This is a genomic window from Desulfobacter postgatei 2ac9 (genome assembly GCF_000233695.2).
GTDB classification, from domain to species: domain Bacteria; phylum Desulfobacterota; class Desulfobacteria; order Desulfobacterales; family Desulfobacteraceae; genus Desulfobacter; species Desulfobacter postgatei.
On sequence record NZ_CM001488.1, the window covers coordinates 245512 to 271548 of the forward strand.

The 26037-nt window shown below is 49.0% G+C and carries 24 protein-coding genes, 1 tRNA gene and 2 rRNA genes (1 of these 27 only partly in view); 10 read left to right on the plus strand and 17 right to left on the minus strand.

Annotation, left to right across the window (positions count from 1 at the left end; genetic code table 11):
* Window positions 1–9 precede the first annotated feature (9 nt).
* Window positions 10–2541 carry a TIGR03960 family B12-binding radical SAM protein gene (locus DESPODRAFT_RS01295; protein ID WP_004070718.1) on the minus strand — a complete coding sequence of 844 codons (2532 nt, stop codon included), beginning with the start codon at window positions 2539–2541 and terminating at the stop codon, window positions 10–12.
* A gap of 83 nt (window positions 2542–2624) precedes the next feature.
* Here DESPODRAFT_RS01295 and asnS point away from each other — a divergent pair, with 83 nt between their 5' ends.
* Window positions 2625–4004, plus strand: coding sequence for an asparagine--tRNA ligase (asnS, locus tag DESPODRAFT_RS01300; RefSeq protein WP_004070720.1), 1380 nt, complete (start codon window positions 2625–2627; stop codon window positions 4002–4004).
* A 258-nt stretch (window positions 4005–4262) separates the two neighbouring features.
* Here asnS and rsgA read toward each other — a convergent pair whose 3' ends face one another.
* Window positions 4263–5369 (minus strand): ribosome small subunit-dependent GTPase A, encoded by a 1107-nt coding sequence (gene rsgA / locus DESPODRAFT_RS01305; protein WP_004070727.1) that lies wholly within the window; start codon window positions 5367–5369, stop codon window positions 4263–4265.
* A 534-nt stretch (window positions 5370–5903) separates the two neighbouring features.
* On the opposite strand from rsgA, the gene DESPODRAFT_RS20800 reads away from it, so the two are divergent.
* Both DESPODRAFT_RS20800 and DESPODRAFT_RS20805 read left to right on the plus strand, forming a co-directional pair.
* Window positions 5904–6377, plus strand: a complete 474-nt coding sequence (locus DESPODRAFT_RS20800; protein WP_052314651.1) for an aldehyde dehydrogenase family protein — start codon at window positions 5904–5906, stop codon at window positions 6375–6377.
* Window positions 6378–6425: 48 nt separating this feature from the next.
* Window positions 6426–7040, plus strand: coding sequence for an aldehyde dehydrogenase family protein (locus DESPODRAFT_RS20805; protein WP_052314652.1), 615 nt, complete (start codon window positions 6426–6428; stop codon window positions 7038–7040).
* A 28-nt stretch (window positions 7041–7068) separates the two neighbouring features.
* On the opposite strand, the gene DESPODRAFT_RS19160 is transcribed toward DESPODRAFT_RS20805, so the two are convergent.
* Window positions 7069–7230, minus strand: coding sequence for a YqaE/Pmp3 family membrane protein (locus tag DESPODRAFT_RS19160; protein ID WP_004070730.1), 162 nt, complete (start codon window positions 7228–7230; stop codon window positions 7069–7071).
* Between the two features lie 231 nt (window positions 7231–7461).
* Here DESPODRAFT_RS19160 and DESPODRAFT_RS01320 point away from each other — a divergent pair, with 231 nt between their 5' ends.
* From DESPODRAFT_RS01320 to serB, 6 genes are all read left to right on the plus strand, one after another.
* Entirely contained in the window at window positions 7462–7971 is a 510-nt protein-coding gene (locus DESPODRAFT_RS01320) for an FKBP-type peptidyl-prolyl cis-trans isomerase (protein WP_004070732.1), read from the plus strand.
* 28 nt (window positions 7972–7999) lie between these two features.
* A complete protein-coding gene (locus DESPODRAFT_RS01325) occupies window positions 8000–8575 on the plus strand; it encodes a response regulator (RefSeq protein WP_004070734.1) in 576 nt (191 codons plus the stop codon).
* A 225-nt stretch (window positions 8576–8800) separates the two neighbouring features.
* Window positions 8801–9574, plus strand: a complete 774-nt coding sequence (locus DESPODRAFT_RS01330; protein ID WP_004070735.1) for a class I SAM-dependent methyltransferase — start codon at window positions 8801–8803, stop codon at window positions 9572–9574.
* Window positions 9571–10593: an AmmeMemoRadiSam system radical SAM enzyme gene (gene amrS, locus DESPODRAFT_RS01335; protein WP_004070737.1), complete on the plus strand. Its 1023-nt coding sequence runs from the start codon at window positions 9571–9573 to the stop codon at window positions 10591–10593. The genes DESPODRAFT_RS01330 and amrS overlap by 4 nt, the downstream gene beginning before the upstream one ends.
* A 31-nt stretch (window positions 10594–10624) precedes the next feature.
* Window positions 10625–12013 carry a CCA tRNA nucleotidyltransferase gene (locus DESPODRAFT_RS01340; RefSeq protein ID WP_004070738.1) on the plus strand — a complete coding sequence of 463 codons (1389 nt, stop codon included), beginning with the start codon at window positions 10625–10627 and terminating at the stop codon, window positions 12011–12013.
* Window positions 12014–12059: 46 nt separating this feature from the next.
* Entirely contained in the window at window positions 12060–13289 is a 1230-nt protein-coding gene (gene serB / locus DESPODRAFT_RS01345; RefSeq protein WP_004070740.1) for a phosphoserine phosphatase SerB, read from the plus strand.
* A gap of 225 nt (window positions 13290–13514) precedes the next feature.
* Here serB and DESPODRAFT_RS19810 read toward each other — a convergent pair whose 3' ends face one another.
* The 5 genes from DESPODRAFT_RS19810 to queD all read right to left on the minus strand — a co-directional run bounded on the left by DESPODRAFT_RS19810 (window position 13515) and on the right by queD (window position 16094).
* Window positions 13515–13676 (minus strand): hypothetical protein, encoded by a 162-nt coding sequence (locus DESPODRAFT_RS19810; protein WP_004070746.1) that lies wholly within the window; start codon window positions 13674–13676, stop codon window positions 13515–13517.
* Between the two features lie 290 nt (window positions 13677–13966).
* Window positions 13967–14170, minus strand: coding sequence for a cold-shock protein (locus DESPODRAFT_RS01350; protein WP_004070748.1), 204 nt, complete (start codon window positions 14168–14170; stop codon window positions 13967–13969).
* A 205-nt stretch (window positions 14171–14375) separates the two neighbouring features.
* Window positions 14376–15065 (minus strand): 7-cyano-7-deazaguanine synthase QueC, encoded by a 690-nt coding sequence (gene queC / locus DESPODRAFT_RS01355; protein WP_004070751.1) that lies wholly within the window; start codon window positions 15063–15065, stop codon window positions 14376–14378.
* Between the two features lie 3 nt (window positions 15066–15068).
* Window positions 15069–15713 carry a 7-carboxy-7-deazaguanine synthase QueE gene (locus DESPODRAFT_RS01360; protein ID WP_004070753.1) on the minus strand — a complete coding sequence of 215 codons (645 nt, stop codon included), beginning with the start codon at window positions 15711–15713 and terminating at the stop codon, window positions 15069–15071.
* Window positions 15714–16094: a 6-carboxytetrahydropterin synthase QueD gene (gene queD / locus DESPODRAFT_RS01365; RefSeq protein ID WP_004070754.1), complete on the minus strand. Its 381-nt coding sequence runs from the start codon at window positions 16092–16094 to the stop codon at window positions 15714–15716.
* A gap of 269 nt (window positions 16095–16363) precedes the next feature.
* On the opposite strand from queD, the gene mmuM reads away from it, so the two are divergent.
* Window positions 16364–17302: a homocysteine S-methyltransferase gene (mmuM, locus tag DESPODRAFT_RS01370; protein WP_004070757.1), complete on the plus strand. Its 939-nt coding sequence runs from the start codon at window positions 16364–16366 to the stop codon at window positions 17300–17302.
* A gap of 49 nt (window positions 17303–17351) precedes the next feature.
* Here mmuM and DESPODRAFT_RS01375 read toward each other — a convergent pair.
* The 9 genes from DESPODRAFT_RS01375 to DESPODRAFT_RS01415 form a co-directional block, all read right to left on the minus strand.
* Window positions 17352–17428 (minus strand) — tRNA-Met (locus DESPODRAFT_RS01375).
* A 104-nt stretch (window positions 17429–17532) separates the two neighbouring features.
* Window positions 17533–19047 carry a zinc-ribbon domain-containing protein gene (locus tag DESPODRAFT_RS01380; RefSeq protein ID WP_004070760.1) on the minus strand — a complete coding sequence of 505 codons (1515 nt, stop codon included), beginning with the start codon at window positions 19045–19047 and terminating at the stop codon, window positions 17533–17535.
* Between the two features lie 30 nt (window positions 19048–19077).
* On the minus strand, window positions 19078–19593 hold the full coding sequence (hpt, locus tag DESPODRAFT_RS01385; protein ID WP_004070762.1) for a hypoxanthine phosphoribosyltransferase: 516 nt from the start codon (window positions 19591–19593) through the stop codon (window positions 19078–19080).
* 6 nt (window positions 19594–19599) lie between these two features.
* A complete protein-coding gene (locus DESPODRAFT_RS01390) occupies window positions 19600–20562 on the minus strand; it encodes a DnaJ C-terminal domain-containing protein (RefSeq protein WP_004070764.1) in 963 nt (320 codons plus the stop codon).
* A 113-nt stretch (window positions 20563–20675) separates the two neighbouring features.
* Window positions 20676–22559 (minus strand): tRNA uridine-5-carboxymethylaminomethyl(34) synthesis enzyme MnmG, encoded by a 1884-nt coding sequence (gene mnmG / locus DESPODRAFT_RS01395; RefSeq protein WP_004070766.1) that lies wholly within the window; start codon window positions 22557–22559, stop codon window positions 20676–20678.
* 285 nt (window positions 22560–22844) lie between these two features.
* Complete coding sequence (locus tag DESPODRAFT_RS01400; RefSeq protein WP_004070768.1) at window positions 22845–24035, minus strand: BaiN/RdsA family NAD(P)/FAD-dependent oxidoreductase; 1191 nt, start codon at window positions 24033–24035, stop codon at window positions 22845–22847.
* A 33-nt stretch (window positions 24036–24068) separates the two neighbouring features.
* Window positions 24069–25685: an ABC-F family ATP-binding cassette domain-containing protein gene (locus DESPODRAFT_RS01405; RefSeq protein ID WP_004070770.1), complete on the minus strand. Its 1617-nt coding sequence runs from the start codon at window positions 25683–25685 to the stop codon at window positions 24069–24071.
* An 87-nt stretch (window positions 25686–25772) separates the two neighbouring features.
* Window positions 25773–25889: ribosomal RNA gene (gene rrf / locus DESPODRAFT_RS01410) — 5S ribosomal RNA — on the minus strand.
* A gap of 135 nt (window positions 25890–26024) precedes the next feature.
* Window positions 26025–26037: ribosomal RNA gene (locus tag DESPODRAFT_RS01415) — 23S ribosomal RNA — on the minus strand; it runs 2972 nt beyond the window's last position.

Genomic DNA, 26037 nt, shown 5'->3' on the forward strand with positions numbered 1-26037 from the left:
CTACTTAAGTTAACCCTTCAATTTCTTTATTCTTGCATCCTGTACAACTGTATCATCAACATCAAACCCCCCGGCCAGAATTTCTGCAGGCCTCACGATGCGTTCATTATAGGATGTCAGCGTCATTTCAAGGCGGATAGGGGATATCAGCCGTACAGATGAAAGCGCTTTTCGCAAATTTGTCTTTCGAATTTTACCCTTTTTGCTGATATCTTCAACCATAAATTCAGACAGGGCCAGAAACCGGTCCAGGTCGGGCTGACCGATACAGGGGGCTTCAAACGAGATCTCATAGGTGTCCCGGTCCCGGGGTATGGGGGTTTGCGGTGATTTACGAAAAAGCGTGCAGTTTGTAATCTCAATGCCCCGGGGTAGTTGGGTGTTCAGACCGGAGATAATTCTGTGGGGCTTCAATCCTTTTTCAAGATAGATGTAAAGCGTTTCCTCCTCGCTTTCCATGCCTAAAGGCAGGGCGGTTGCAAAGGAGATACGCATGGACGGATTAAACCCCTTGGAGTATTTTACGGCAAAGCCTGTGCGCTTGACTGCCCGTTCGAAAATGGTCGCCATTTCCAGGTGGCCGAAAAATCTGGCGTCTTCCAGTTTGGAAAATTTCAATTCATATTTGATAAACGCATCGTCCGGCAGGCGGGCCGGTTGCGCGCCTATCCTTTTATCCGGGCTTTTATCTGAAAGCGCGTCCTGAGCCGCATTATTTTTTTGAACCACCGGGGCAATGGTTTTAAAGTTGCAAATGCCGCACCCGGTGCAGGCGTTCTCCCGGCAGTCCGGTGTCAGGGCGATCTGTTCGGCTTTTTTTAATTCGCTTTCCAGGAACGCTTTTTTAATGCCGGAATCAATGTGGTCCCAGGGCAGGGGTTCGCCAGGGGTTCTTTGGCGGGAGGTATAAAAGGCAGGATCAATGCCTGTGGCTTCAAAGGCCTGTTCCCACAGGCTGAAATTGAAACGGTCACTCCATCCGTCCAGGCGGCATCCCAGTTCAAATGCCTTGATCAGTAAGGGCGACAGGGCCCGGTCTCCCCTGGCCCAGACCCCTTCCAGAAGGCTCATTTTGGGGTCCTGCCATTTCAGATTGACCTTGGGATGCCGCAGATTGTCCTTCAGGTACTGCAGTTTTTCACGGGTTTGCTCCAGGGTCATCTGGGCATGGCGTTGGAATGGGGTGTGGGCTTTGGGTATAAAGCAGGTAACCGATACGTTGATCATCTGCTTTCCTTTGGTGTATTTGGAGGCCAGGCGCCGGGAAAGATCTGCAATCCCCTGGATATCATCCATCTGTTCAAAGGGAAGGCCTGTCATAAAGTACAGCTTGATGTTTTTCCAGCCCAGAGAGAGGGCGTTTTCAACGGTTTTTGCAATGCTCTCTTCGGTGAGGTTCTTGTTGATGATGTCTCGCAGGCGCTGGGTTCCGGCCTCGGGCGCAATGGTAAAACCGGTTTTACGGACACTTTTGATCAGTTCCATGAGCTGGGGTGTCAGTTTTTCCGCCCGGATGGACGGCAGGCTGATGGCATTGCACTGGCCCTGGCTCAGCAACAGAAGTTCTTCCATGAGTGTTGGCAGTTGCGAATAATCTCCGGTGCTCAAAGAGAGCAGGGAGATATCCGAGTAGCCCGTGTTTGCCAGAGATTTTTGGGTGATTTTAAGAAGATCTTCCAGGCTTCGTTCCCGAACAGGCCTGTAAATCATTCCCGCCTGGCAAAATCGGCAGCCCCTGGAACATCCCCGGGCGATTTCCAGGCGCAGACGGTCATGGACCGGTTTTCCAAAGGGCACAATCGGTGAAATGGGAAAATCTTCAACGGTCAGTTCCGTCAGGATAGCCCGCCTGATAAGAGAGTGGTCCTCATACAGCGGGGTCAGAACCTGGTGGCCTTCACCATCCCGGAAAACGGTAAAAAAGGATGGTACATATACGCCCTCAATCCGGGAAAGTATCCTGAGCAATGTCTTTTTTTTGCCGTCGCCCTGTTTTTTGAACGCAATCACGGCATCTGCCACCCGGGTAATAACCTGTTCTCCGTCCCCGATGACAAAGGCATCGAAAAAATCAGCCAAGGGTTCGGGATTAAAGGCGCAGGGGCCGCCGGCAATGATCAGGGGAAAGGTATCATCCCGCTGATCCGCGTAAAAGGGGATACCGGACAGATCAAACAGGGTCAGAATATTGGTGAAATTGAGTTCATATAAAAGACTGACGCCGATGATATCAAATTGATCCAGGGGGGTTCGGGTCTCCATGGAAAGGCAGGGCACCTTTTTTTCCCGCATGAGGGCTTCCATGTCCGGGGCCGGGGCAAAGAATCGTTCTGCTGCAATATCTTCCCGGTTGTTCAGAATGGAATAAAGAATTTGAAGTCCAAAGTGGGATGTGCCGATTTCATACAGGTCCGGAAAGGCCAGGGCAAAGGTTAGATCAACCTGGGACAGGTCTTTTTTCACTGTGTTGATTTCATTGCCGGAATACCGGGTCGGGGTCTGGACCCGGTTAAGGATGTATTGATAATTTTTCTCATGCATGATAGTGAATTTCTTTATATTCTAAACCTTTACTTTACCTGTTTAAAAATCAGTAACTATATATTTTTAAAACGGAAATTGCAATGAAAAGAACCAAGATAAAGGCTGTACTGGATATGGCCGCCTCACCGGGTGAGGTTTTTGTACAGGGATGGGTCCGGACCAAAAGGGACGCAAAAGATTTTAGTTTTATTGAACTCAATGACGGTTCCTGTCTGGCCAATATCCAGGTGATTGCCGGAAAGGGCCTGCCTAAATACGGTCAGGTGGAAAAACTGACCACAGGTTCTGCGGCCGGGGTAACCGGGCAGCTGGCGGCATCGCCCGGCAAGGGCCAGAAATGGGAAATCCAGGCCACGACCGTGGATGTAATCAGCATTGCGCCGGAAACTTATCCGTTGCAGAAAAAGCGGCATACCGACGAGTTTTTGCGCAGCATTGCCCACCTTCGGCCCCGGACCAACAAATACGGTGCCGCTTTCAGGATCAGATCCCGGATGGCCCAGGCCATTCATACCTTTTATCTGGACAAGGGATTTCATTATCTTCACTCCCCGTTGATCACAGGCTCTGACTGCGAGGGTGCAGGAGAAATGTTCCGGGTCACCGCCCTTGATCCGGCTGATGTTCAAAAACAGGGGAAAATGGATTTTTCCAGGGATTTTTTCGGCCAGGAGGCCAATCTCACCGTATCCGGACAGCTCTCTGCCGAAATGTTTGCCCTTGCCCTGGGTGATGTCTATACATTTAGCCCAACCTTCAGGGCGGAAAATTCCAATACCCGGCGCCATGCCGCAGAATTCTGGATGCTGGAACCGGAAATGGCCTTTTGTGATCTTGAGGGCGATATGGACCATGCCGAAGAACTGGTTAAATATTTGGTCAGCTATGCCATGGAACACTGCAAAGAGGATCTGGACCTGTTCATGCGTTTTGTGGACAAAACCCTGGGCCAGCAGCTGGAAACACTCATCAGTAAGCCCTTTGCCCGGCTCTCTTACACTGACGCCGTGGAGATTTTGAAAAAATGCGGCAAAACATTTGAATATCCGGTTGAGTACGGCATTGACCTGCAGTCTGAACACGAGCGGTTTCTGGCTGAAGAACATTTTAAGAGACCGGTATTTCTTACTGATTATCCAAGACAGATCAAACCCTTTTACATGCGCATGAACGATGACGGCCAAACCGTAGCTGCCATGGATCTTCTGGTTCCGGGCATCGGCGAACTCATCGGGGGCAGTCAGCGCGAGGAGCGCTTAAACGTGTTGGATGCCCGGATGGATGAGATTGGTCTTGATAAAGATCCCTACTGGTGGTACCTGGATTCCCGCAGGTTCGGCACCGTGCCCCACGCAGGCTTTGGCATGGGGTTTGAGCGGTTTTTAATGATGATTACCGGAATTTCCAATATCCGGGATGTGATTGCATTTCCCAGAACCCCGGGTTCCATTGATTTTTAGGCCATGCCGGAATACTGAAAATAAAAAGGAGGATAGGAACGGGGATGAAATAACTTGGACATTTCATTGAGCCACACCGTTGGATAACGATACCGTCTAATTTTTTCATTTGCGCAATAAGCATTATTTTTGTAGCTACTAAATTTGTTGAAAATGAATGATTGGTGATGCGATCGCTTTAATTGATAAGAGGCCGGGATTAGATTAGAATTTCAACCCCAACCTCCCATTTTGTGATGTGGTTTTGAAAAGGAAAGTTTATTCAAAGGACTTCTTTTTGTTTATGGATTTGATATTCATGGATACATCTCTCCATCTCTCCTTTTCCACACGATCTGCGCTTTTGTTTTTTCGGGCGCAGATATATTCCAGCTCTCGTTTCATTTTAAGGTAGTTTTCCAGTCTGGCTTCGGTCAACTCTCCTTCCTGGACAGCTTGGAGAACCCGGCAGCCGGGTTCATGGGCGTGGGTGCAGTCTGAAAAACGGCATCCGGCCGCGAACTCTTCTATTTCCGGGAAGGTAGATTCAACCCCCTGGTCAATATCCCAGAAACTGATTTCACGGATGCCCGGATTGTCAATGATCATTCCGCCCTGGGGCATCATGATCAGATCCCGGGATGTGGTGGTGTGCGTTCCTTTTCCGACACTGGCGCTAACCTCGCCGGTGGCCTGGACGTTTTCACCGCACAGCCGGTTGATCAGGGTTGATTTGCCTGTGCCGGAAGATCCCACCATAACGCTCGTCCGGCCATGCGCCAGATAGGGCGTCAACTCGGAAAGTCCTGAATCATTGAACGCAGATACCAGATGTACGGGCACGCCGAATGCGATAGATTCCGCTTCGTTTACAAAATGTTCGGGATCCTGGTGAAGATCTCCCTTTGTCAGGATAATTACCGGGGTCAGTTCGCAATTATAAACCAGGGTCAGGTAGCGCTCCAGGCGGCGCAGGTTAAAATCGCGATCAAGGCCGGTAACTATGAATACGCTGTCAAGATTGGCCGCGATTGTCTGTTCCCGGTACTCGCCTGTTTTTCGGCTATGCATGCCTGCAGCGCCTCGGGTCAGTGCATTTTTTCGCGACAATATCCCTTCTATAGCGGTTTGTCTGACCAACACCCAGTCGCCGACCACCGGGTATGTGCTGCTGTTCTCCTGTTGAAGTTTGCCGGCCGGGGTTGCCAGGATCTCTTTTTTACCGTCATTGATAAAAAAATATCTTTTCCTGACCCCGGTTACCCGGGCCGGAAAAAAAGAATTTTTGTCAAACCTTTTCAGCTGTGTCTGGAAATGGGATGACCAGCCCAAATGGGAGAGATATTTAAAATTATTGTCTTGTTGTAATGAATTTTTGTTGCTCATTGTTATATCCTGCCTGTCTTCGATTTTGGTTTACAGGGCTACCGCACAGACCAGCCCCTGGCTGCAATTACTGCGATATAATTTAAATTAAGTGTCGCTGCCGACAGAAAAGAAAATGAGAACAGCAGAGATTCAATTTTGAATTCTGCAGAGGAAAAAGGGGTAAGTTAAAAATTTTTAACTTAAAATAGGACAGTTTGGGTTCTAATATAACATGGATCAAACAACCGCCCTCATCCTTGTCTCCTTGTCGGCAGCTTTTGATACAATATCAAATGATTTCATTGACATAAAACCTCCTTGATGCTGGTGCAAATGCTTCCTTCTTACAGGATCGGCACTTATTCTGTCAAGATATATTAGCTGTCAGGTTTTAGTTGATTGACTCAATTTTACTTGGAAATAAAACTTTCTCAACTTTGGAGAACTCTTGTCCACCTTTTTTTACAAGACTACGCTAAAAACTGTCCGAAGCATTGTAATTTAAAAATTCACGATTTATAAAGCAGCCTTGTTCCGGAAAGGAGAGATGAAATGACAAACAGCATATTTATTATCCCTAAACCCTATAATGAACCTGTCAAGATGTATGCGCCGGGCAGTCCGGAACGTGGGGCATTGTCCGCAGCGCTTGGCCGCCAGATGGCAGACCAGGTGGAAATTCCGGTGATTATCAACGGCGAAGAGATTAAAACCGGTGATGTCCGTGATGTGGTTTGCCCCCATGACCACAGTCATGTGTTGGGTAAAGTACATATGGCAGCCATAGCCGATAACCTGCCCACCTCACCGGCGATGATGGGGAACACCGTTGTGTGGAAGCCTTCCACCACGGCTGTTTTGTCCAACTACTATGTGATGCAGATCCTTAAGGAAGCCGGACTTCCCGGCGGCGTTATCAACTTTATTCCGGGCCGCGGTTCCCAGATCGGTGATATCCTGTTCACCCACCAGGATTTTGCCGGCATGCACTTTACCGGCTCCACCGCTCTCTTCCAGAATCTTTGAAAAAAAGCGGCCGAAAATATTGAAACCTATGTTTCCTATCCCAAAATCGTGGGTGAAACCGGTGGTAAGGGTTATATCTTTGCCCATACCAGTGCGGATAAGGTGGGCCCTGTGACTGATTTCACAAACTTTGTGAATGCCGTGATTGACGAAAAATCCTTCGATAAAATTGACGGTTACATTTCACGGGCACAGGAATCGTTGGATGCTGAAGTAATCATCGGCGGTCAGCGGGACAAGTCCAAGGGCTATTTTGTTCATCCCACGGTGATTCTGGCAAAAATACCGGACTATGAATCCATGGCCGAAGAGATATTCGGGCCGGTACTTACTGTGTATCTCTATGCGGATAATGACTTTGACGCCACCCTGGAGATCCTGAACAATACAAGTCTATATGCCCTGACCGGTGCTGTTTTTGCCAGGGATCGCTCAGTGATCAATATCCTGATGAACCGCTTGACCCACACCGCCGGCAATTTTTACATTAATGATAAACCCACAGGCGCCGTGGTCGGCCAGCAGCCCTTTGGCGGGGCCCGCAAAAGCGGTACCAACGATAAAGCCGGGTCCTATCTGAACCTGATCCGCTGGACATCACCCCGGACCATCAAGGAGACCCTGGTACCCCCCAAAAATTACGATTATCCGTTCATGGGATAATCATGGGATAACAAGGATCTGACAAAAATCATTTGTTTTTGGCTATTACCCAAATGGCATGCACAATACCCGGAATATAGCCAAGAAGGGTTAGAAGAATATTCAACCAGAAGTGCATTCCAATGCCGACCTGGAAAAACACACCCACCGGTGGAAGAATAACGGCCATAATGATTTTCAAAAGTTCCATGTTATTATCCTTATTTTAATTTTATTAATTTCTGTTTGACTATACCACATTTCACTCAAGAGAAAATATCAAAATTTAAAATACTTTTGGACATCTTTCTTTTTTTCCCTTATGATTTCAGCTTGTTTTGTCTAAACCATACTTAAAAAGAATGGTTATAATTTTCCGCGCAAAGGTTGCGGAAAACCAACATAACAGTCGGAACAACCACCGGCTGGAAGGAAAAGAGTTATGAGCGAAGCGATTAAATCAGGGGATACCATTGCTGTGGATTATACAGGAAAATTTGAAAACGGGGATGTGTTCGACTCTTCCGAAGGCAGGCAGCCGCTGACCTTCACCGTTGATACAGGCATGCTGATCAAAGGCTTTGACCAAGCCGTCATCGGTATGAAAAAAGGGGAATCAAAAACCGTAACCATTCCGCCTGAAATGGGATACGGCCCAAGAGACGAGGAGGCCATGGTGGAGATCCCAAGGGCCCAGTTCCCACAGGATATGGCGCTGACAGAAGGGCTTGAGCTTCAGCTTCAGAATCCTGCAGGCCAACCGGTTCCTGCGCGCATAGCAAGTATAAACGAAACAAATGTCACCATGGACGTAAATCATTTTCTGGCCGGAAAAACCCTTGTTTTTGATATCACCATTGCTGAAACCGGACTGGAGCCCCCGGCCGGCAGCTGTGGAACCAAAAGCGGGGGCTGCGATTCGGGGTGCTGCGGATCCTGTAAGTGTAATTAATATTAAGATTTAATCCTGGAGCATCGCAATGGTCAATAAAAGTCTCATTTTGACAGTTGATGACAAACCTCAGAATCTTCAGTTCCTTGGGAAGCTGCTTTCCAATAACGGATATGAAGTTGCCATGGCCCAGAGCGGGGCCCAGGCACTGACGTTTTTAAAATCAGAATTGCCGGATCTGATCCTTTTAGATGTCATGATGCCCGAGATGGATGGGTATGAGGTTTGTGAAAAATTGAAGGCCGAATTTCCCACCCGTAATATTCCGGTGATTTTTTTAACGGCCAAGTCTGATGCCCAGGATATTGTAAAAGGGTTTGATGTGGGCGGGGTGGATTATGTAACAAAACCCTTTCATTCGGCTGAACTTCTGGCCCGCATTAAAACCCATATCGAACTTAAAACCCTGCGCGGCCTTTTGCCCATGTGTTCACACTGCAAAAAAATCCGGGATGATAAGGGATTTTGGAATGATGTGGACAGTTATTTTGAGACCCACTCCCATGTGACCTTTACCCACGGTATCTGTCCGGTATGCATGGACAAGCTGTATAAGGGGTATGACTGGTATAAAAAAAGAAAACAGCCTGATGCCGATGAATAAGAGGACCGTTTTGGCGGCGTGTCTGTTGCACCTCCTACCATAACAATTTTCATTCGCTTGCAAAATAGTTATAATTCAGTTATTTAACTGTTTTTTTGCGGGTTTGATTGCTTTTTTCCAAGATTGCGTTATGTTAATATCGTTTATTTAAGATCACGGAGAAAAAGGGCTGGTTTTGTAACATGGCCGTTGAATATTTACCCTTTTGGATCAAGAGGACTGAGCATGTCATATGAATTTGATTTCAAGGCGGCCCAGGCCTATGATGCCTTTTTTGAAAAAGGCGGGGCCAGGCACCGCCTTGACCTTGAAATCAAACTGATCAGCTCCCTGATTAGCCCCATTCCGGGTAAGCGCCTGTTGGACATTGGGTGCGGCACGGGGTTAAGTCTTGAACCTTTTGTGGATCTGGGCATGAATCTGACCGGTGTTGACCCTTCCGCGTATATGCTGGACAAGGCTGCTGAGCGGCTCGGACATCGCGTTGACCTGCACCGTGGTACGGCCGAGGATCTGCCCTTTGACGATAATTCTTTTGATACGGCATTGCTATTTTTCAGTCTTGAATTTTCAAACCGGCCGGCCAAGGCCATTGAAGAGGCCTGCCGGGTGGCCCGGGAACAGGTGGTCATCGGTGTCCATAACCGGTATGCCCCCCAGAATATGGCCCGGCGGCTGAAAGGTTTCTTTTTTCCGGATATGTACAGTCATGCCCATTTTTTTAGTGTGTGGGAGTTGAAAATCATGATGAACTCAATATTGGGAAAAGTACCGGTAAAATGGCGGACAACCGTACAATTCCCATTTCTGTCCGGAAGTCTGATCTCCAAACTGGAGAGTCTTCGCTTTATCCAGTGGTCTTACTGGGGCAGTTTTATTGGTATGCGCATCAAACCTGTGCCTAAGTTTCGCACCCGCCCCCTGGTCCTGAAAACCAGGAATCATAAAATCAATGAGCCGGCCGCAGGCCTGGCGTTAGGATTCAGAATAAAAGAATGATACGTGCCCGTCTTTATGAACCCCTGTCTGATGGTGCGGTGAAATGTCTGGCCTGCAATCATTATTGCACTATTGCGCCGGGACATACCGGCGTTTGTGGTGTCCGCGAGAACCGGGATGGCCAGCTCTTTTCCCTGGTGTATGACCGGGTGATTGCAGCCGCCGTGGACCCCATTGAAAAAAAACCCATTTTTCATTTCAAACCCGGCTCGCTCTCCTTTTCCATTGCCGCGCCCGGATGCAATTTTAAGTGCCGGTTCTGCCAGAATGCCGATATCTCCCAGGTCCGTGGCCGGGGTGCAGACCCTTTTACAGGCCGCCTTGCCGGCAAGGCAATGACGCCGGAAGCGATTGTCGCAAAGGCTGTGGAACAAGGATGCCAAAGTATCTCCTACACCTATACCGAACCCACGGTTTTTTTTGAGCTGGTCCTGGATACGGCAATGCTGGCCAAGGATGCAGGGCTGGCCAATATCCTTGTTACCAACGGATTTATGAGTCCTAAACTGCTGCAGGCCTCCGCCGCAGTGATTGATGTGGCCAATGTGGATCTTAAATCTTTTTCTGACGGGTTTTACACCCGGTATTGCAACGGCCGGCTGGAACCGGTTAAACAGACGCTGAAAACCATGGTGGATTTAGGCATCATGGTGGAGGTCACCACCCTGCTGATCCCGGGACTTAATGACGATCCCAACGAACTTCGACAGATGGCTTCCTTCATTGCCGGGGAATTGGGGCCTTCGACCCCCTGGCATCTATCCCGGTTTCATCCGGCATTTCAGTTGACCCAGACGGGGCCGACACCTGTGGAGACCCTTGAAAAAGCCTGCGATATCGGACTTTCAGCCGGACTGTTTCATGTGTACACCGGCAATGTGCCCGGTGCCAGGGAAAACACCTGCTGTTCAACTTGTGGCCGGATTGTTGTCAAACGATTTGGCTATTCAGTGGAAAATTTTCTAACCCAGACCAATAAATGTCCCGGGTGCGGGTCGCCTGTGTTCGGGATCTATTAAAACTCGATGGTCGAGTGAGAAGATATTTTTCATGCGTTCAGTTTTCGACATCCTGGGCACCATCCAGGCGAGTAATCCCGTCTCCTCCATCCTTGAAACGCTTTGGACCGCAGGCTTTCAAGCCTTTCTGGCCGGAGGGGCCGTCCGGGACGCCCTTTTGGGCATAGTGCCCGGGGATGTGGATATTCTGACCAATGCCCTGCCCCAAGACCTGGCCAGGCTGTTTGCCGACCAGGATTCTAAATATGTGGGAAAATCCTTTGCCGTCACCCTGGTCAACAAGGTGGAGGTAGCGACCTGCAGACCCGCAGACAGCAAAGCTATGGATGCCGGGCATACCTTTCCGACCAGCGACCTTGGCCGCCGGGATCTCACCATCAACAGCATGGCCTGGGACCCCGAAACCCGGACCCTGGCAGACCCCTTTGACGGACAAAAGGACATTGAGAACAGGACGATCCGGTTCACCCGGGATCCGTTTGATCGGATCGAAGAAGACCCCGTGCGCATGGTCAGGGCCTGCCGGTTTGCTGCCCGTTTCGGGTTTAAAATTGAGCCGGACGCCTTTAATGCCATCCGTGCCCATGTCCATAAAATTACTGCCCAATGGAACGCAGACCGGATTCAAAGGGAAATTGTCAAGGCAATGGGTATGGACAAACCTTCGGGGTTTTTTAATCTACTTCATGATACAGGTCTTCTTGCGCACATTTTGCCGAGCCTTGACCGGTGCTATGGTCTGGACGGCGGTCCCCACCACGCCGAAACCGTATTTGAGCATAACCTTCTGGTGGGAGATGCCCTGCCGGCATCCAGGCCCATACTGAGGCTGGCAGGTTTTCTTCATGACACAGGGAAAATGGATGCGCTGGAAATCAAGGAGGGCCGGAACACTTTCCCGGGACATCAGAAGTGTACCCGGGCCATGATGGCCGACCTTGAGCGTCTCCGATTTTCCAAAAAGGAGATAGACTATATCTACGCCCTGGTTCGGGGACACATGCGTCCTTTGAAAGCAGATACTTCCCCGAAAGCGGTACGCAGGCTTCTGGCCATGCTGGATGACCTAAACTTGTCCTACCAGGATTTTTTACGCATGCGGATTGCCGACAAAAAAGGCAATCTGAATCCCGTCAAAAAGCCATATTCTCTCGGGGACATCCGCCTGCGTCTGGGCAAAATACTGGACGCCATTAATGCACAGACGCCATTTAATATGAATGACCTTGACATTTCAGGCCGGGACATCCAGGACATTCTGGGCCTCTCCCAGGGGCCGGCCATTGGAAAGGTTAAAGCTTTTTTATTTGAGCAGGTGCTGGATGACCCGGCCCTTAATCAGAAACAGACCCTGGAAGATCTGGTCCGGCAGATGGCCCGAAACCACTTTACAGATTCGGACGGCAAGGCTATAAATTAGACCCGGCAGCGCATGGTGCAAATACTTATACGATAGGGGATAGATTATGGGGGAGATTGTTCTTATCAGCATTACGGGCAAGGATCAAAAAGGTCTTACGGCGCGAATTTCAACCATCCTTGCCCAATATCAGGTGAGCATTCTGGATATTGGACAGGCTGTAATTCATGAACATATCTCCCTTGGCATGCTGGTGGATATTCCATATTCCCAGGATTTTTCCCTGATGTTCAAGGATCTGATTTTTGAAGGGCATAAGATGGGACTGGCCGTAGATGTTGTGCCCGTGGATTCTAATGATTACGAAACCTGGGTCCAGACCCAGGGCAAGGAGCGCAGGATTATTACGGTTATGGGCCGGGCCATTACCACTGCCCAGATTTCAGCTGTTTCCTCGGTGATTACCGATCATGATCTAAACATTGATTCCATTACCCGTATGTCCGGCCGCAGATCCCTGAAAAGGCCTTTGGAACCTCCTATGGCCTGTATCCAGTTCGCCGTGTCCGGTACACCCAGAAGCATACCGGATATGAAGGGCAGGTTCATTCACATCTCCCAGGACCTGGGTATTGATATCTCCTTTCATGATGACAATATATACCGAAAGAACCGCAAGCTTGTTGTGTTTGATATGGATTCCACATTGATCCAGGCCGAGGTGATTGATGAACTGGCAAAACTGGCCGGTGTCGGGGATCAGGTGGCCAAAATCACGGAGTCTGCCATGCGCGGGGAGATTGATTTCAAGGAAAGTTTCAGACGTCGTGTGGCCCTGCTCAAAGGATTAAAGGAAGAGAAGATCAAGAACCTTGCCCGGACCCTTCCCCTAACCGACGGGGCCGATCTTGTTACCCGGACCCTGAAGGGGTTGGGCTACAAGCTTGCCATTCTTTCCGGCGGTTTTACCTTTGTGGGCAATTATCTTAAAGAAACCCTGGGGTTTGATTATGTATTTGCCAATACCCTTGAAATAGAGAACGGCGAAGTCACAGGCCGGGTTTCCGGAGACATTGTGGATGGGCAGAAAAAGGCAGACCTTTTGCGCGAACTTGCAAAAAAAGAAAATCTGTCCATCCAGCAGACCATTGCCGTGGGTGACGGGGCTAATGACCTGCCCATGATTTCCATTGCCGGCCTTGGTGTGGCCTTTAACGCCAAGCCCATTGTCCGGGAAAAAGCGGCCAATGCCATTTCCACCATGGGCCTGGATGGACTCTTGTTTCTGCTGGGCATCCATGAACGCGAAATCCCTGATCCGAACAGCACCAGTTGAAAAATCACATCTTTTATTGTTTGTTGTGTCCGTCAGAACATGGGGGGTCTATAAAAGTGGGCTCCACACAATAAAGCATTTTTCTGTGAACTTATGGGTTATTACCCACAATGCTTTTGTTATTGAATGCTTTGAAAAAGGCCTGGGCAACAGTAGATATCATTGTGCTTACTCGCTGTGAAAAAATATCCGAACAGCGTACTTTATTGCCTAAAAATCAATTACTTACAGTGCTGATTCTATCTCACTTATCAGTTCCCCGCAAAATGGGCATATTTTCATTTGATTCTCTTCTATCGTCCCGTCAAAAAAAAACCAGTCCCCGCCACATTCTGATTCGTAATGATTTTCATTGGCATCAACAATTTTCCACTCGCATTTTTCCATATTTCCATCCTGTATGTTGTATGTTATAGAAGTTAAAATCCAACTTTACAGAAAAAGGAGATAACCAAAGGCGAAAGAGAATTCTCCACTCATTAAGTTACTATTTATTTGATTATACTTAATTAATGGATTTTTATAAAAAAGTCTGGGTAAGTTACTCAGATCTTTCAAGCTTTGTTGTGGGCTATGTCTGGCAGTTGATATGTCAGGTCGGCCCATGGCTGTTATAAAAAAGGAAGTTCCCAAACAATTCCCCGTCCGGGAACTTTTTTAACAGGTCATACCGCTGACTATAGCGCGGTTACATTTACTGCAGAAGGACCTTTCTGACCTTGTTCAATATTGAATGAAACACGCTCCCCTTCTTTCAGGGATTTAAAACCTGGTTTATTGATAGCAGAGTGATGCACGAAGACATCTTTCCCTCCATCATCTTGTTCGATAAATCCAAAACCTTTTGAGTCATTAAACCATTTCACTGTACCTGTAGCCATATTGGCGATCTCCTGTAATGGAAATAAAAAAATAAGTTTCAAGCCATTTTAATCCTGTTGGAAAAGTTGCATCTTAAATACTTGTGCCAGCTTGAAACAGAGATATCATAGCTATAAATGGGGATAGAGGTGAAAGTCAAGTGTTAAATGGTAATTTAAGTTAAAGAACTAAATATAACATTTCCTTTAACGAGCCGTTCAAATACTATGTGTAGGGGGTCGGATCTGGGATACCGGCTTCTCTAAATCCTTTTTTACGGTGCAGGCAAGCGTCGCATCTGCCGCAGGAACGGCCTTGGTCGTCCGGATCATAACAGGAGATGGTCAGGCTGTAGTCTACGCCTAACCTGTGTCCAGTGGTGATTATTTCAGATTTTGACATTTGGATCAAAGGGGTTTCAATGGTCAAAACCGTCTGTTTTGTTACCCCGGTTTTTGTGGCCAGATTGGCCATGGTCTGGAAGGCTTCAATGAACTTTGGCCTGCAGTCCGGGTATCCTGAATAATCCACGGCTGTGACACCGATGAAAATGGCTTCGGCTTTAAGTACCTCGGCCCAGGCCATGGCATAGGATAAAAAGATGGTGTTTCTGGCCGGTACATAGGTGACGGGAATCCGGGTTTGATCAATCTGCGCCACGTTGTCGTGTTTGGGCACGGCAATGTCATCCGTGAGCGCAGAACCCCCGAACTGGCGCAGGTCAATGTCCATAATTTTATGATCAATGGTTCCCAAATGGCAAGCCACTTTCTTTGCACATTCCAACTCCACGCTGTGGCGCTGGCCATATCTGAAACTTAAACTGTAAATATCGTACCCCATGTCCCTGGCAATGGCCATGGCAGTGGTAGAGTCAATACCTCCGGATGAAAGAACAACGGCTTTTTTGGTCATGGTTTATACTCCTCTTAAATCCGGATCCCAGATGATTTTGTGTTGTTGAAGAGACAGTCTTGCGCCCAGCCTCTCTTTAAGTATCCATGCAGCCAGGTCCGAAAGCTCAATCGCTTCGAAAACCGGACAGATGTGTACCTTCTCTCTGGGATGATTCACAAGGTGTGTCTTAATGAAGGATGCGGCATATTCATAGTCCTGTCTTGATCCCACCACGAATTTAATTTCATCCCGGGCTGTCATGTGATTCAAGTTGTCTAAAAGAAATGATCCGGCTTCACCGGATGAGGGGCATTTGACATCCATGATGCGAATACAGGCCCGATCCACAGATGCAATGCTTAAACTCCCATTGGTTTCCAGCAGCACCTGAAATCCTTTTTCCAGAAGTGCGGATATCAATGCGGGGGTCTGGGTCTGAATCAACGGCTCGCCGCCGGTAATTTCAACCATGGGGCATTCAAAGGCCGCCACCCGGCCCACGATCTGATCTATGGTCATGGAAACAGGTTGTACTGCGGCATAGGTGGTGTCGCACCAGGAACAGGAGAGGTTGCACCCGGACAGCCGGACGAAGACGCAGGCAAGGCCCGCACGGGTAGATTCCCCCTGCAGACTGTAAAAAATCTCGCAGATCTCCAAAGACACTTATATCTCCTGGTAGGATGATCCGCAGCTCGGACTTTCGAATACCATGATTTTTTGGATCTTGATGAATTCGGTGTTTAGACGCCTGGACAATTCCGAGTAGAGAAATTTGGCCAGGTTCTCAGCCGTGGGATTGATTGATCCAAATTCGGCAATCTCATTAAGATTGGTGTGATCCAGTCTGCTTAAAACATCCTTGAGCACACTTTTAACATCCCTGAAATCTATGCCCATGCCCAGCTGGTTGAGTTTGGTGCATCGGATGTGTGCTTCAACAACCCAGTTATGGCCGTGCAGATTTGAGCAGTTGCCGTCATAGCCCCTCAGGGAATGAGCTGCTGCAAAATGGTCTTGGACACAAATTTCATATACGCCTGGCATAAATAAGGTACTCCCTTGTTAATAACGGCCATGGGCCGACCTGGTCATTAACACCCAGGCTTAACTCACAGCAAAACATGAAAGTAACTTAACAACTTATTGGGACTTTCATATAAAATAGCCTGGTGCTTTGAAAAATCTATCATAAATTTGGGTCTGAATCAAAAATGTCAAGGTGGTTAAATTTTTACTTTTCAAATTCATGCATGGATTTCATAATTGGGGTGTGAATCTCAAAATATGAAAAGGGCAGAGGAGAAAATAAGACCATGGTCGATGTTATCCGCGCGTATCTTGAACAGCAGAAATATCTGATCATTGACGGGGGGCTCGGCACGGAGCTTGAGCGCCGGGGGTGTAATCTTGATGATCCGCTATGGTCGGCTCGGCTTCTGGCAGACAATCCTGACATGATTGCAGCAGTTCATAGCGACTATCTTCATGCCGGTGCGGACTGTCTGATTACGGCAAGTTACCAGGCCACATTCCAGGGTCTGGCGCGCCGGGGGTACACCCCGGAACAGGTCAAAAATCTTATCCGGTCTGCCGTGACGCTGGCAAAAAACATCGTGGATGCTTTCTGGGCTGATCCCGTCAACCGGGTCAATCGGCTTAAACCCCTGGTGGCTGCGTCTGTGGGGCCCTATGGAGCCTTTCTGGCGGACAGGTCAGAATACACGGGCAAGTACAGCATAAGTGAAGATGAACTGGTTGATTTTCACAAAGAGAGATTGAAAATACTGGTTTCAGCCGGGCCCGATCTTCTGGCCTGCGAAACCCTGCCTTGTTTTGCCGAAGCCAGAGCCCTTGTCCGGCTACTGGAGGATCTGGATGCGCCCCCGGCCTGGTTTAGCTTCAGTGCAAGGGACGGACAGCACATCAGCAGCGGAGAGGCGCTTCGCGATTGCGCCCAATGGCTGGATGGAAAACCCTGTGTGGCTGCCATAGGTATCAACTGTACAGATCCCCTTCATGTGGCATCCCTTGTCAGAGAGATCCGGTCGATGACTGAAAAACCCGTGGTGGTATACCCCAATAAAGGCAGAGTGTATAATAGTTTAACCAATGCGTGGACCCCGAAGTCGGATCTGCCCTCGTTTGGTGAAATGGCGGTGCAGTGGGCAAAAGATGGGGCCAGGCTCATCGGGGGATGTTGCCGGACAACGCCGGAGGATATCCGCCAACTTGCCTTAGCACTGAAACCATAGGGGGTATAAAATCAAAAAAGCCCCTGAGGACAGGGGCCATTGTAGAGTCTGGTAGCGACGCAGGGAATTGAACCCCGGACACTGCGGATATGAGCCGCATGCTCTGACCATCTGAGCTACGTCGCCACAAAAAACCAGAATTTTATAGCATAATGTCATGATTTATGTCAAATAAAATTTTAATTTGTTTTAATAATTTTCCTTTAATACATGATTCATGTGTGGCTGATTTATTCTTGAGCAGGTTCAAAGCCCTCTACTGCCACGGTGAAGTTGGACAGATCCTCGGGCAAATTGGAAAAAACCAGCATAAACATAACCGAAGCGCCAGGCTTGATATTGACATTGGTGTTTTGATTTCCCTGTCTTACGCCCATCTGTTTGGTTATGTCCGAGATATTGCCGGACATAAGAGTCTCTTCGGGAATTATATTTCCGCAATAAGCTATCAGCGTTTTTGCTTTGGTGTTGTCCTTTGTCATCAGGGTTCCTTTGAGCTGGATGTAGCTGACAGCAATATTGGACGGATTTTTAATCCTGCCTGTGACAACGAACAGATCTCCTGCGCTTTTATTGGAAACAAAACGTCCATTGATACTGGGTTCGTCCGGTATGGGGTCAAGTGGCGGCTGGGGTGCCTGTTTGGGAGCAAGCCATTCAGTGATAAAGGGAATCTGAATGTCGGACACCACCGGAATGGTTACACCAAGGCGGATGATTGCCACATAGGCAGCCAGAATCAGCAGCACTAGCACCAGCAGAATCTTAACCGGCAAGCTTAGTCCTTTTTTCTCCTTTGCGCTTGGTTTCTCACGGACACTTTGTTCGGACAGCGTCGTGATAAAGGCCTCCTGGCCCATTGATGTCCCTATCGTGGTATTGATTTCGTCATCTGTGGGGGCCAGCAGGTTTTCAGACCGATATGTATTCTCTTCCACTTCAGGGTCCGCAATGGTTATACCGGCGTCTTGGGGTTCGGTCTCCTGTTCCAGCACCTTGTCATATTCTGCAAATTTATCGTGCTCTGCGGCGGTCTGTTCAATCTCCTCGTCCGCTTCCTGATCATCCGAATCCAGTTCAAGGTCATCAATGGACGACTTCTCTTCGACTGGGTCATCCATGTCCAAGGACAACTCTTCTAGCTCAAGATCTTCCACTGTGTCGTCATCCTGGGCAAAACTGATTTCAATATCAGCCATATCTGAATCTGAGGATACTGATATTGGCCCAGAAGCACTTCCATTTTTAATTTCTTGAAATTCAAAATCCTGGGCGTCGAGTTTAAGAGCATTATCCTGAAAATCCAGTTCCGGTTCATCTATCTCAAAATCAGCGGTTTCGAAATCAAGGCTGTCTTCGTCAAAGTCCTTTGCCGAACCTTCAATTTCCTGATACTGAAAATCCGCTGATTCCGTGTCTGTCTGTCGTTCTGGCGGATTCTGTTCAAATTTCGCCTCATCGAATTCAATTTCTGAGAAATCAATATCCGCATCTTCCAGGTCAGCGTCCTGGCTGTATGAATCGCTCTCGATATTGAAATCGTCTTGGATCTCCGGTTCCTCAACGGAAATATCGTTTTCTTGAGGTTTCGGCAGGTCGGGGGGGATCTCAATTTTCGGACCGTCCAGTGGGAAGGCTGTAAAAACATGCCGACACTTACTGCATTTAACCTTTGAACCCTCAGGCTTAATCAGGGCGTCATCAAGGACAAATCGGGTTGAGCACGCTTCGCAGGTAATTATCATTGGGCATCCCCTTAATTTGAATAATTAACTTTATAATTTTAAATCAAAGATTGCCGGCAGGTTTCTGTATTTTTCATTGTAGTCCAGCCCATAGCCCACGATAAACCCCTCATCAAGGCGGAAACATGCATAATCCACATTGATTTGGGCTTCCCGTCGTTCGCTTTTATCAATCAGCGCACATATTTTTATGGACCGGGGATTTAACCGCTGCATGAATTCGATCATCTTGGCAAGGGTCCGGCCTGTATCCACGATATCTTCCACCAGCAGTACATCTCGTCCTTTTAGTTCAAGGTCCGGCTGCTTTGTAAATACGATCTGCCCGGTAGATGATGTGCCTTCGTAAGATGATGCCCCCACCAGATCAATTTCATGATCAATGGAGATCTGCCGGACAAGATCGGCCAGAAAAATAAAAGACCCTTTGAGCACCCCTACAACCACGAGATCAAGACCTTTATAGTCTTGGGTGATTTTTTGTCCGATTTCCCGGGTTTTTTCCTTGATTTCCTGTTGGGAAATCAAGGGGATTAATTCGGGCATGTTAAATTATAAACCTGTTTCCTTTAGTTCTTTGATTAGCTTTTGCTGTTTGGAGTTTAAAATCTTCGGCATCTCTATATTAACCACAACATAGAGATCTCCGCAACCATTTCCTTTCATATGGGGAATTCCCATGCCCGGTAAACGCATTTTTGCCTTGTGTCCGGTCCCCGGCGGCAATGTCAGATTTATGGTTTTTCCTGAAGGGGTGTTCACCTCAATCTTATCTCCTAGAAGAGCTTGGGTGAGCCGGACATCCTTTGTCATCAGGATGTCGTTTTCCTCCAGGGTAATGCCCTGGGGCAGGGCAGGACTGGACTTGATGTAAAGGTTGCCGGCCGGACCGCCGTGTGCGCCTGATTCGCCTTTGCCGGCCAGTCTGATTTTTTTGCCCTGGGTCAGGCCTTTGGGAATTTTCACCTCAATGGCTTTGGCCTCCCCGTTCTGGGAGATGGTAATGGTTTTGCCGGCACCATTGATCAGTTCGTCCAGGGTTAATGGGATTTCATATTCCAGATCTTTGCCCCGGGTCGGGGATTTGCGACCATAACCGGCTCCAGGCCCCGCCGCGTTCTGGAAAAAGGGATTCCCCCCCATGCCGGAAAATGAAGTCTTTGCCCCGCCCTGTCTAAATCCAGAGGAAAAACCGCCGGACCGGTTGAATCCACCGCCTCCGCCAAAACCAAACTCCTTGAGAATATCGCCCAGATCAAAGTTTCTGAAAATATCCTCCTGGGAAAACCTTTGCTGGAAGTCGGCAGATCCGTAAGTGTCATACTGTTTTCTTTTTTCAGGGTCGCTGAGAACCGCGTAGGCTTCGGAAGTGGCTTTGAACTTATCTTCCAGATCCTTGTCCCCTTTGGTTTTATCCGGATGGTATTTGAGGGCAAGTTTTCTGTAAGCCTTTTTTATATCAGCGGCTGTCGCCGTTTTATCTACCCCGAGTGTTTTGTAGTAATCTTGCGCCATGTTATATCTGATTCCTTTGCCGTTGGCTGTATGGTTGTTTTATTAGTACAAATGTGTAATAAAAATAAGGCCCAAGCCATCGAAGTCAAGGGGAGGAAAGACCTTCCTTTGTATCAAAGGGATCGGCTTTGCCTGAATGCGCTGATGGCAACCATCAGAACGGAGATAGCCGCCGGGGTCATTCCGTCAATGCGGGATGCCTGGCCCAGAGATGTCGGGCAGATCCGGTTGAGTTTCTCCCTGATCTCATTGGACAGGCCGTGGGCCGCATCAAAGGAAAATTCAGGCGGAATTTTTATCCGTTCCAGATCCTCAAACTTTTTAATTTCATTATGCTGACGCCGGATATACCCTTCATATTTGATTTCAATTTCCACCTGCCGGACCGCGCGGTCCTGGACAGGTTCGGGAGCGGGGGCAATCTGCTTTAAAAGATTGTAACTGAGCTCCGCACGTTTAAGCAACTGGGTTAACGGGACCCCTGTGTCAATGGGATTGGAGTTGTGTTCGGCAAGAAAGGCATTGGTTTCATCACTGGGTTTGACCACGGTCCGGCTGATGCGTTCAAGCTCTTTTGCGGTATCCTCTTTAATCCGGGAAACCTCATCCAGGCGCCCTTTCTCTGTCAGTCCGTATTCATAACCGATCCGGGCCAAACGCAGATCTGCATTATCTTCCCTGAGCAGCAGCCGGTATTCGGCCCTGGACGTGAACATGCGGTAGGGCTCTTTGGTGCCCCGGGTGACAAGGTCATCCACCATGACCCCCATATAGGCCTGGGACCGGTCCAGAATAAAAGGCGGACGGCCAAGTAGTTTTGCCGCAGCATTGGCCCCGGCCCACAGCCCCTGGGCCCCGGCCTCCTCATAGCCGGATGTGCCGTTGATCTGTCCGGCGAGGAAAAGTCCCTTGATTTTTTTGGTTTCAAGGGCGGGCGTCAGTTCCAGGGGCGATACATAATCGTATTCAATGGCATAGGCCGGGCGCATGATCTGTGCCTGTTCAAGGCCTTTTACCGAACGCACCACCTGGTACTGGATCTCAAGGGGCAGACTGTTGCCCAGTCCCGAAGCATAAATTTCTTTGGAGTCTATGCCTTCATATTCCAGGATCACATGGTGGGAGTCCCGCTCCGGGAATTTTACCACCTTGTCTTCAAAGGATGGGCAGTACCTGGCGGACCGGCCCTTGATATGTCCGCCGTACAGGGCTGAATACTTCAGATTGTTGCGAATGATGGTATGGGTACCCGGGTTGGTCTGACCCATGAAGCTTGGCAGCATGGGCGTTGTCACCTTGGTGGTGGAAAAGGAAAAGGGTTTGATCTCTTGGTCTGATCCGTGGAGATTGAATTTTGAAAAATCAATGGAATCGGCATGGAGGCGCGGCGGGGTGCCGGTTTTCATCCTCCCCATCTCAAGTCCCATGGATTCAAGGCTCAGGGCCAGACCGGTGGAGGCAAATTCTCCGGCACGTCCGGCCTGGATTTTGGAGGCCCCGATATGGACGGTGCCCCGTAAAAAGGTGCCTGTGGTAATGACCACACAGGGCGCAAAATATTCAAATCCGGTATTCTCGGCAATGCCTTTAATTTCATCGTGTTCAATGATCAAAGATTCCACCATGGTCTGCTTGAGATCCAGGTTTTCAGCCGTTTCCAGAACATGCTTCATGTTTCGCGAATACATGTTCTTGTCATTCTGGGTCCGGGTGGACTGGACCGCCGGTCCTTTACGGGTGTTCAGGGTCCTGTACTGGATCGCCGAAGAGTCCGATACCTTTGCCATCCAGCCGCCCAGGGCATCAATTTCCTTGACCAGCTGTCCCTTGGCCGTTCCGCCGATGGAGGGACTGCAGGGCATGGCTGCAATTTTGTCCATGTCAATGGTGAGCAAAAGGGTGTTGCAGCCCATCCGGGCTGCAGCCAGGGCGGCTTCGCACCCGGCATGTCCTGCACCCACCACAATGACATCATATCTGTTTTTGAAAGTGTTCATAACATCCTTAACTGTTTTTTACAGGGACTAAATATAATGGTTACTCGCTATTGGTCAACAGGCTGTTACAGAATGTTAATTTTTGTTTAGGAATGAGACCGAAAGAATTGGGCTATAAAGCCATGCAATTTAATTAATAAAATAAAGCAACGGGAAGCCGGCAAAGCGATTCCCTGTCCGTTCCTTATGAAAAATAACGCCTGCATGATATATGAGGACCGGCCTTTTTCCTGCCGCAGGATTTACTCCGCCCATGTATGCAGCCAGGATGCCCCTCTAAAAAGTCTACACCACCTGTCCGGCGGCCCAGGCCGAAGACCATGCCCACTGGAAATTGTATCCGCCCAGCCACCCCGTGACATCCAGCACCTCGCCGATGGCGTAAAGTCCCGGGACATCTTGAGATTCCATGGTTTTTGAAGAAAACCTGCGGCAGTCAATTCCGCCGACGGTTACCTCGGCAGTTCTGTATCCTTCGGTGCCGCCGGGCTGGATCTTCCAGGCGTGAATCTCGTCTATCACACGTTCAAGCCCCTGGCGGGAAAGGGTGTGAATAGGGCAGTTCAACAGTTTTTCATCTATACGGGCCTGGACCAAACGTGTTGGAAGATGCTCGGCCAGGACGGATTTTAAATGGCGTTTTGGACGGGTCTGCCGTAGTGTTTCCAGCAGGTCTCCCAGATTTCCATCCGGGAAAAGATCGATGGTCAGCCGGGCACCGGGCTGCCAGAAGGATGATGCCTGCAGGATCACAGGACCGCTCAAGCCCCGGTGGGTAAACAGAAGCTGTTCTTTAAACGAGGCAGATCCCGTGCGGACCCGTGCCTTGACTGAAATTCCGGCCAGTGGGGCCAGAACCGCTTTATCGCCGGACTGAAACGTAAAAGGAACAAGCCCGGGTCTGGGTTCTACCACAGGAATGCCGAACTGCCCGGCGACCTTGTATCCGAACGGCGTAGCCCCGGCTGCAGGCATTGATAGCCCTCCGGTGGCAATGACCAGGGATGAGGCCTCTATGCTTTCCCTGGCTGTACAGATCCGGAACCCCCTGGATGAAGAACCCTGCCTCTCAATGCCGGTGATACTTATTTTGAATGCCAGGCAGACACCGGCGCTGCGGCACTCTGCCAGCAGCATATCAAGGATCTGCCCGGCACTGCCCGTGCAGAACAACTGACCGTGTTCCCGTTCGGTGAAGCGGATCCCGTATTGCCGGACAAGGTCAATAAAATCCTGTGGCCGGTACCGGCTGAGCGCAGATTTTACAAAATGCGGATTGGATGAAATATAATTTTGGGCACTGACCCGGCGGTTGGTAAAGTTGCACCTGCCGCCGCCGGAGATAAGTATCTTGCGCCCGGGTTTAGGGGCCTGATCCAGAACTATTACACGCCTCCCGCGTTTTCCGGCCTGGGCCGCGCACATCAGACCGGAGGCGCCAGCCCCGATAATCACCACATCATATTCGGTTTTCATGCTATTTTTCTGCCTGCCTGTCCATCCCTTTGTCTATGCGCTCATTTTTTCCTGCAACCGGGCGACTTCCAAGCTTTGAATGTACTCATCATAGGAGATGAGGCGGTCGATGATCCCGTCGGGCGTTATCTCAATGATACGGTTTGCAATGGTGTTGATAAACTCATGGTCGTGGGAGGTGAAAAGAATCACTTCAGGAAATTCAACCAGGCTGTCATTAAGGGCGGTTATGGATTCCAGGTCCAGGTGGTTGGTGGGGTCATCCAGCATCAGGACATTGGAGTGGGACAGCATCATCCTGGACAGCATGCATCTGACCTTTTCGCCGCCGGAGAGCATATGGGTCTTTTTCAAGGCATCTTCACCCGAGAAAAGCATTCGCCCCAAAAAGGTTCTGGCAAAGCTTTCTCCCTCGGTGGGCGGGGCAAACTGCAGCAGCCAGTGGATCAGATTAAGGTCCTTGTCAAAAAATGCCGCATGCTCTTTGGAAAAATAGGAACGACTGGTGGTGACACCCCACCTGAAGGCACCGGCATCCGCTTGCGTTTTTCCTGATAGGATATCAAAAAGTGCGGTTCTGGCAAGGCTGTTTGGGCCCACAAAGGCGATCTTATCTCCATTATTCACCGTGAACGTAATATTATCCAGAACTTTTTCACCCTCAATGGTCTTGCAAAGGCCCTCTACCTCCAGGATAATGTTTCCGCAAGGCCTTTCAGGTTTGAAGCGTATAAATGGATATTTTCTGCTCGATACCGGCAGCTCTTCAATGGTCAGCTTATCCAGCAGCTTTTTCCGGGATGTTGCCTGCTTTGACTTGGACGCATTGGAGGAAAACCTGCGGATAAAGGCTTTCAGGTCTTCGGCCTTTTCGGTCATCCGTTTATTGTCCGCCAATTTCTGCTTCAGGTTGAGCCGGCTGGCCTGGTACCAGAAATCATAATTGCCCACATACACAGAAATTTTACTGAAATCAATATCGGCAATGTGGGTGCATACCTGGTTCATGAAATGCCGGTCGTGGGAAACCACAATCACGGTATTTTTGAACCGAAACAAAAATTCCTGGAGCCAGGCAATGGCCTGGATATCCAGGTTATTGGTGGGTTCGTCAAGGAGCAGGACATCCGGGTTGCCGAACAGGGCCTGACCCAGAAGGACCCGCACTTTTTCACCGCCCTCAAGTTCTTTCATTTTTTTTGCGTGCAGCGCTTCATCAATTCCCAGGTGCTTCAGGAGCACCGCCGCATCCGCTTCAGCCTCATACCCGTTCATCTCTTCAAACTCGACCTCGATTTCACCGGACCGGATACCGTCCGCTTCGGAAAAATCAGGTTTGGCATAAAGGGCCTCCCGTTCGGCCTTAAGACGGTGCAACTTTTCATGGCCCATGATTACCGTCTCAATCACCCCATGGTCATCAAAAGCAAAATGATCCTGCCGCAAAACAGCGATCCGCTCCCTGGGCCCCACGGAAACCGTTCCGGTATCCGGCTCAAGCTCACGTGCAAGAATTTTTAAAAAGGTGCTTTTTCCCGCACCGTTCGCCCCAATGAGGCCGTAACAGTTGCCGGGTTTAAACATGATGTTGACATTTTTGAACAGGACCCGCTTGCCATAGGCAAGGGAGATGTTATCTGCAAAAATCATTAATATGGTATTTCCTAAACCGGGGTTGATAAAAAATAAAAAAGCCCTGACCATTTGCAATAAATAATCAAGGCTTTTTTAAAAAAGAACCGGCGGCGTTCTACTCTCCCACACAGTCTCCCATGCAGTACCATCGACGCTAAAGAGCTTAACTTCCGTGTTCGAGATGGGTACGGGTGTGGCCTCTTCGCCATCGCCACCGGTTACACTGGTCGGACCTGGAACTTCAGATTGTTTCACATGAAACGTCCCATGGGTCCTAATATGTAATCTGTTGCAGTAAAAATCAAGCTTGCTATATTGCTCTATCAAAGAGTCTAAATTTATTCGTGGAAAAAAGTGGCTAAGCCTC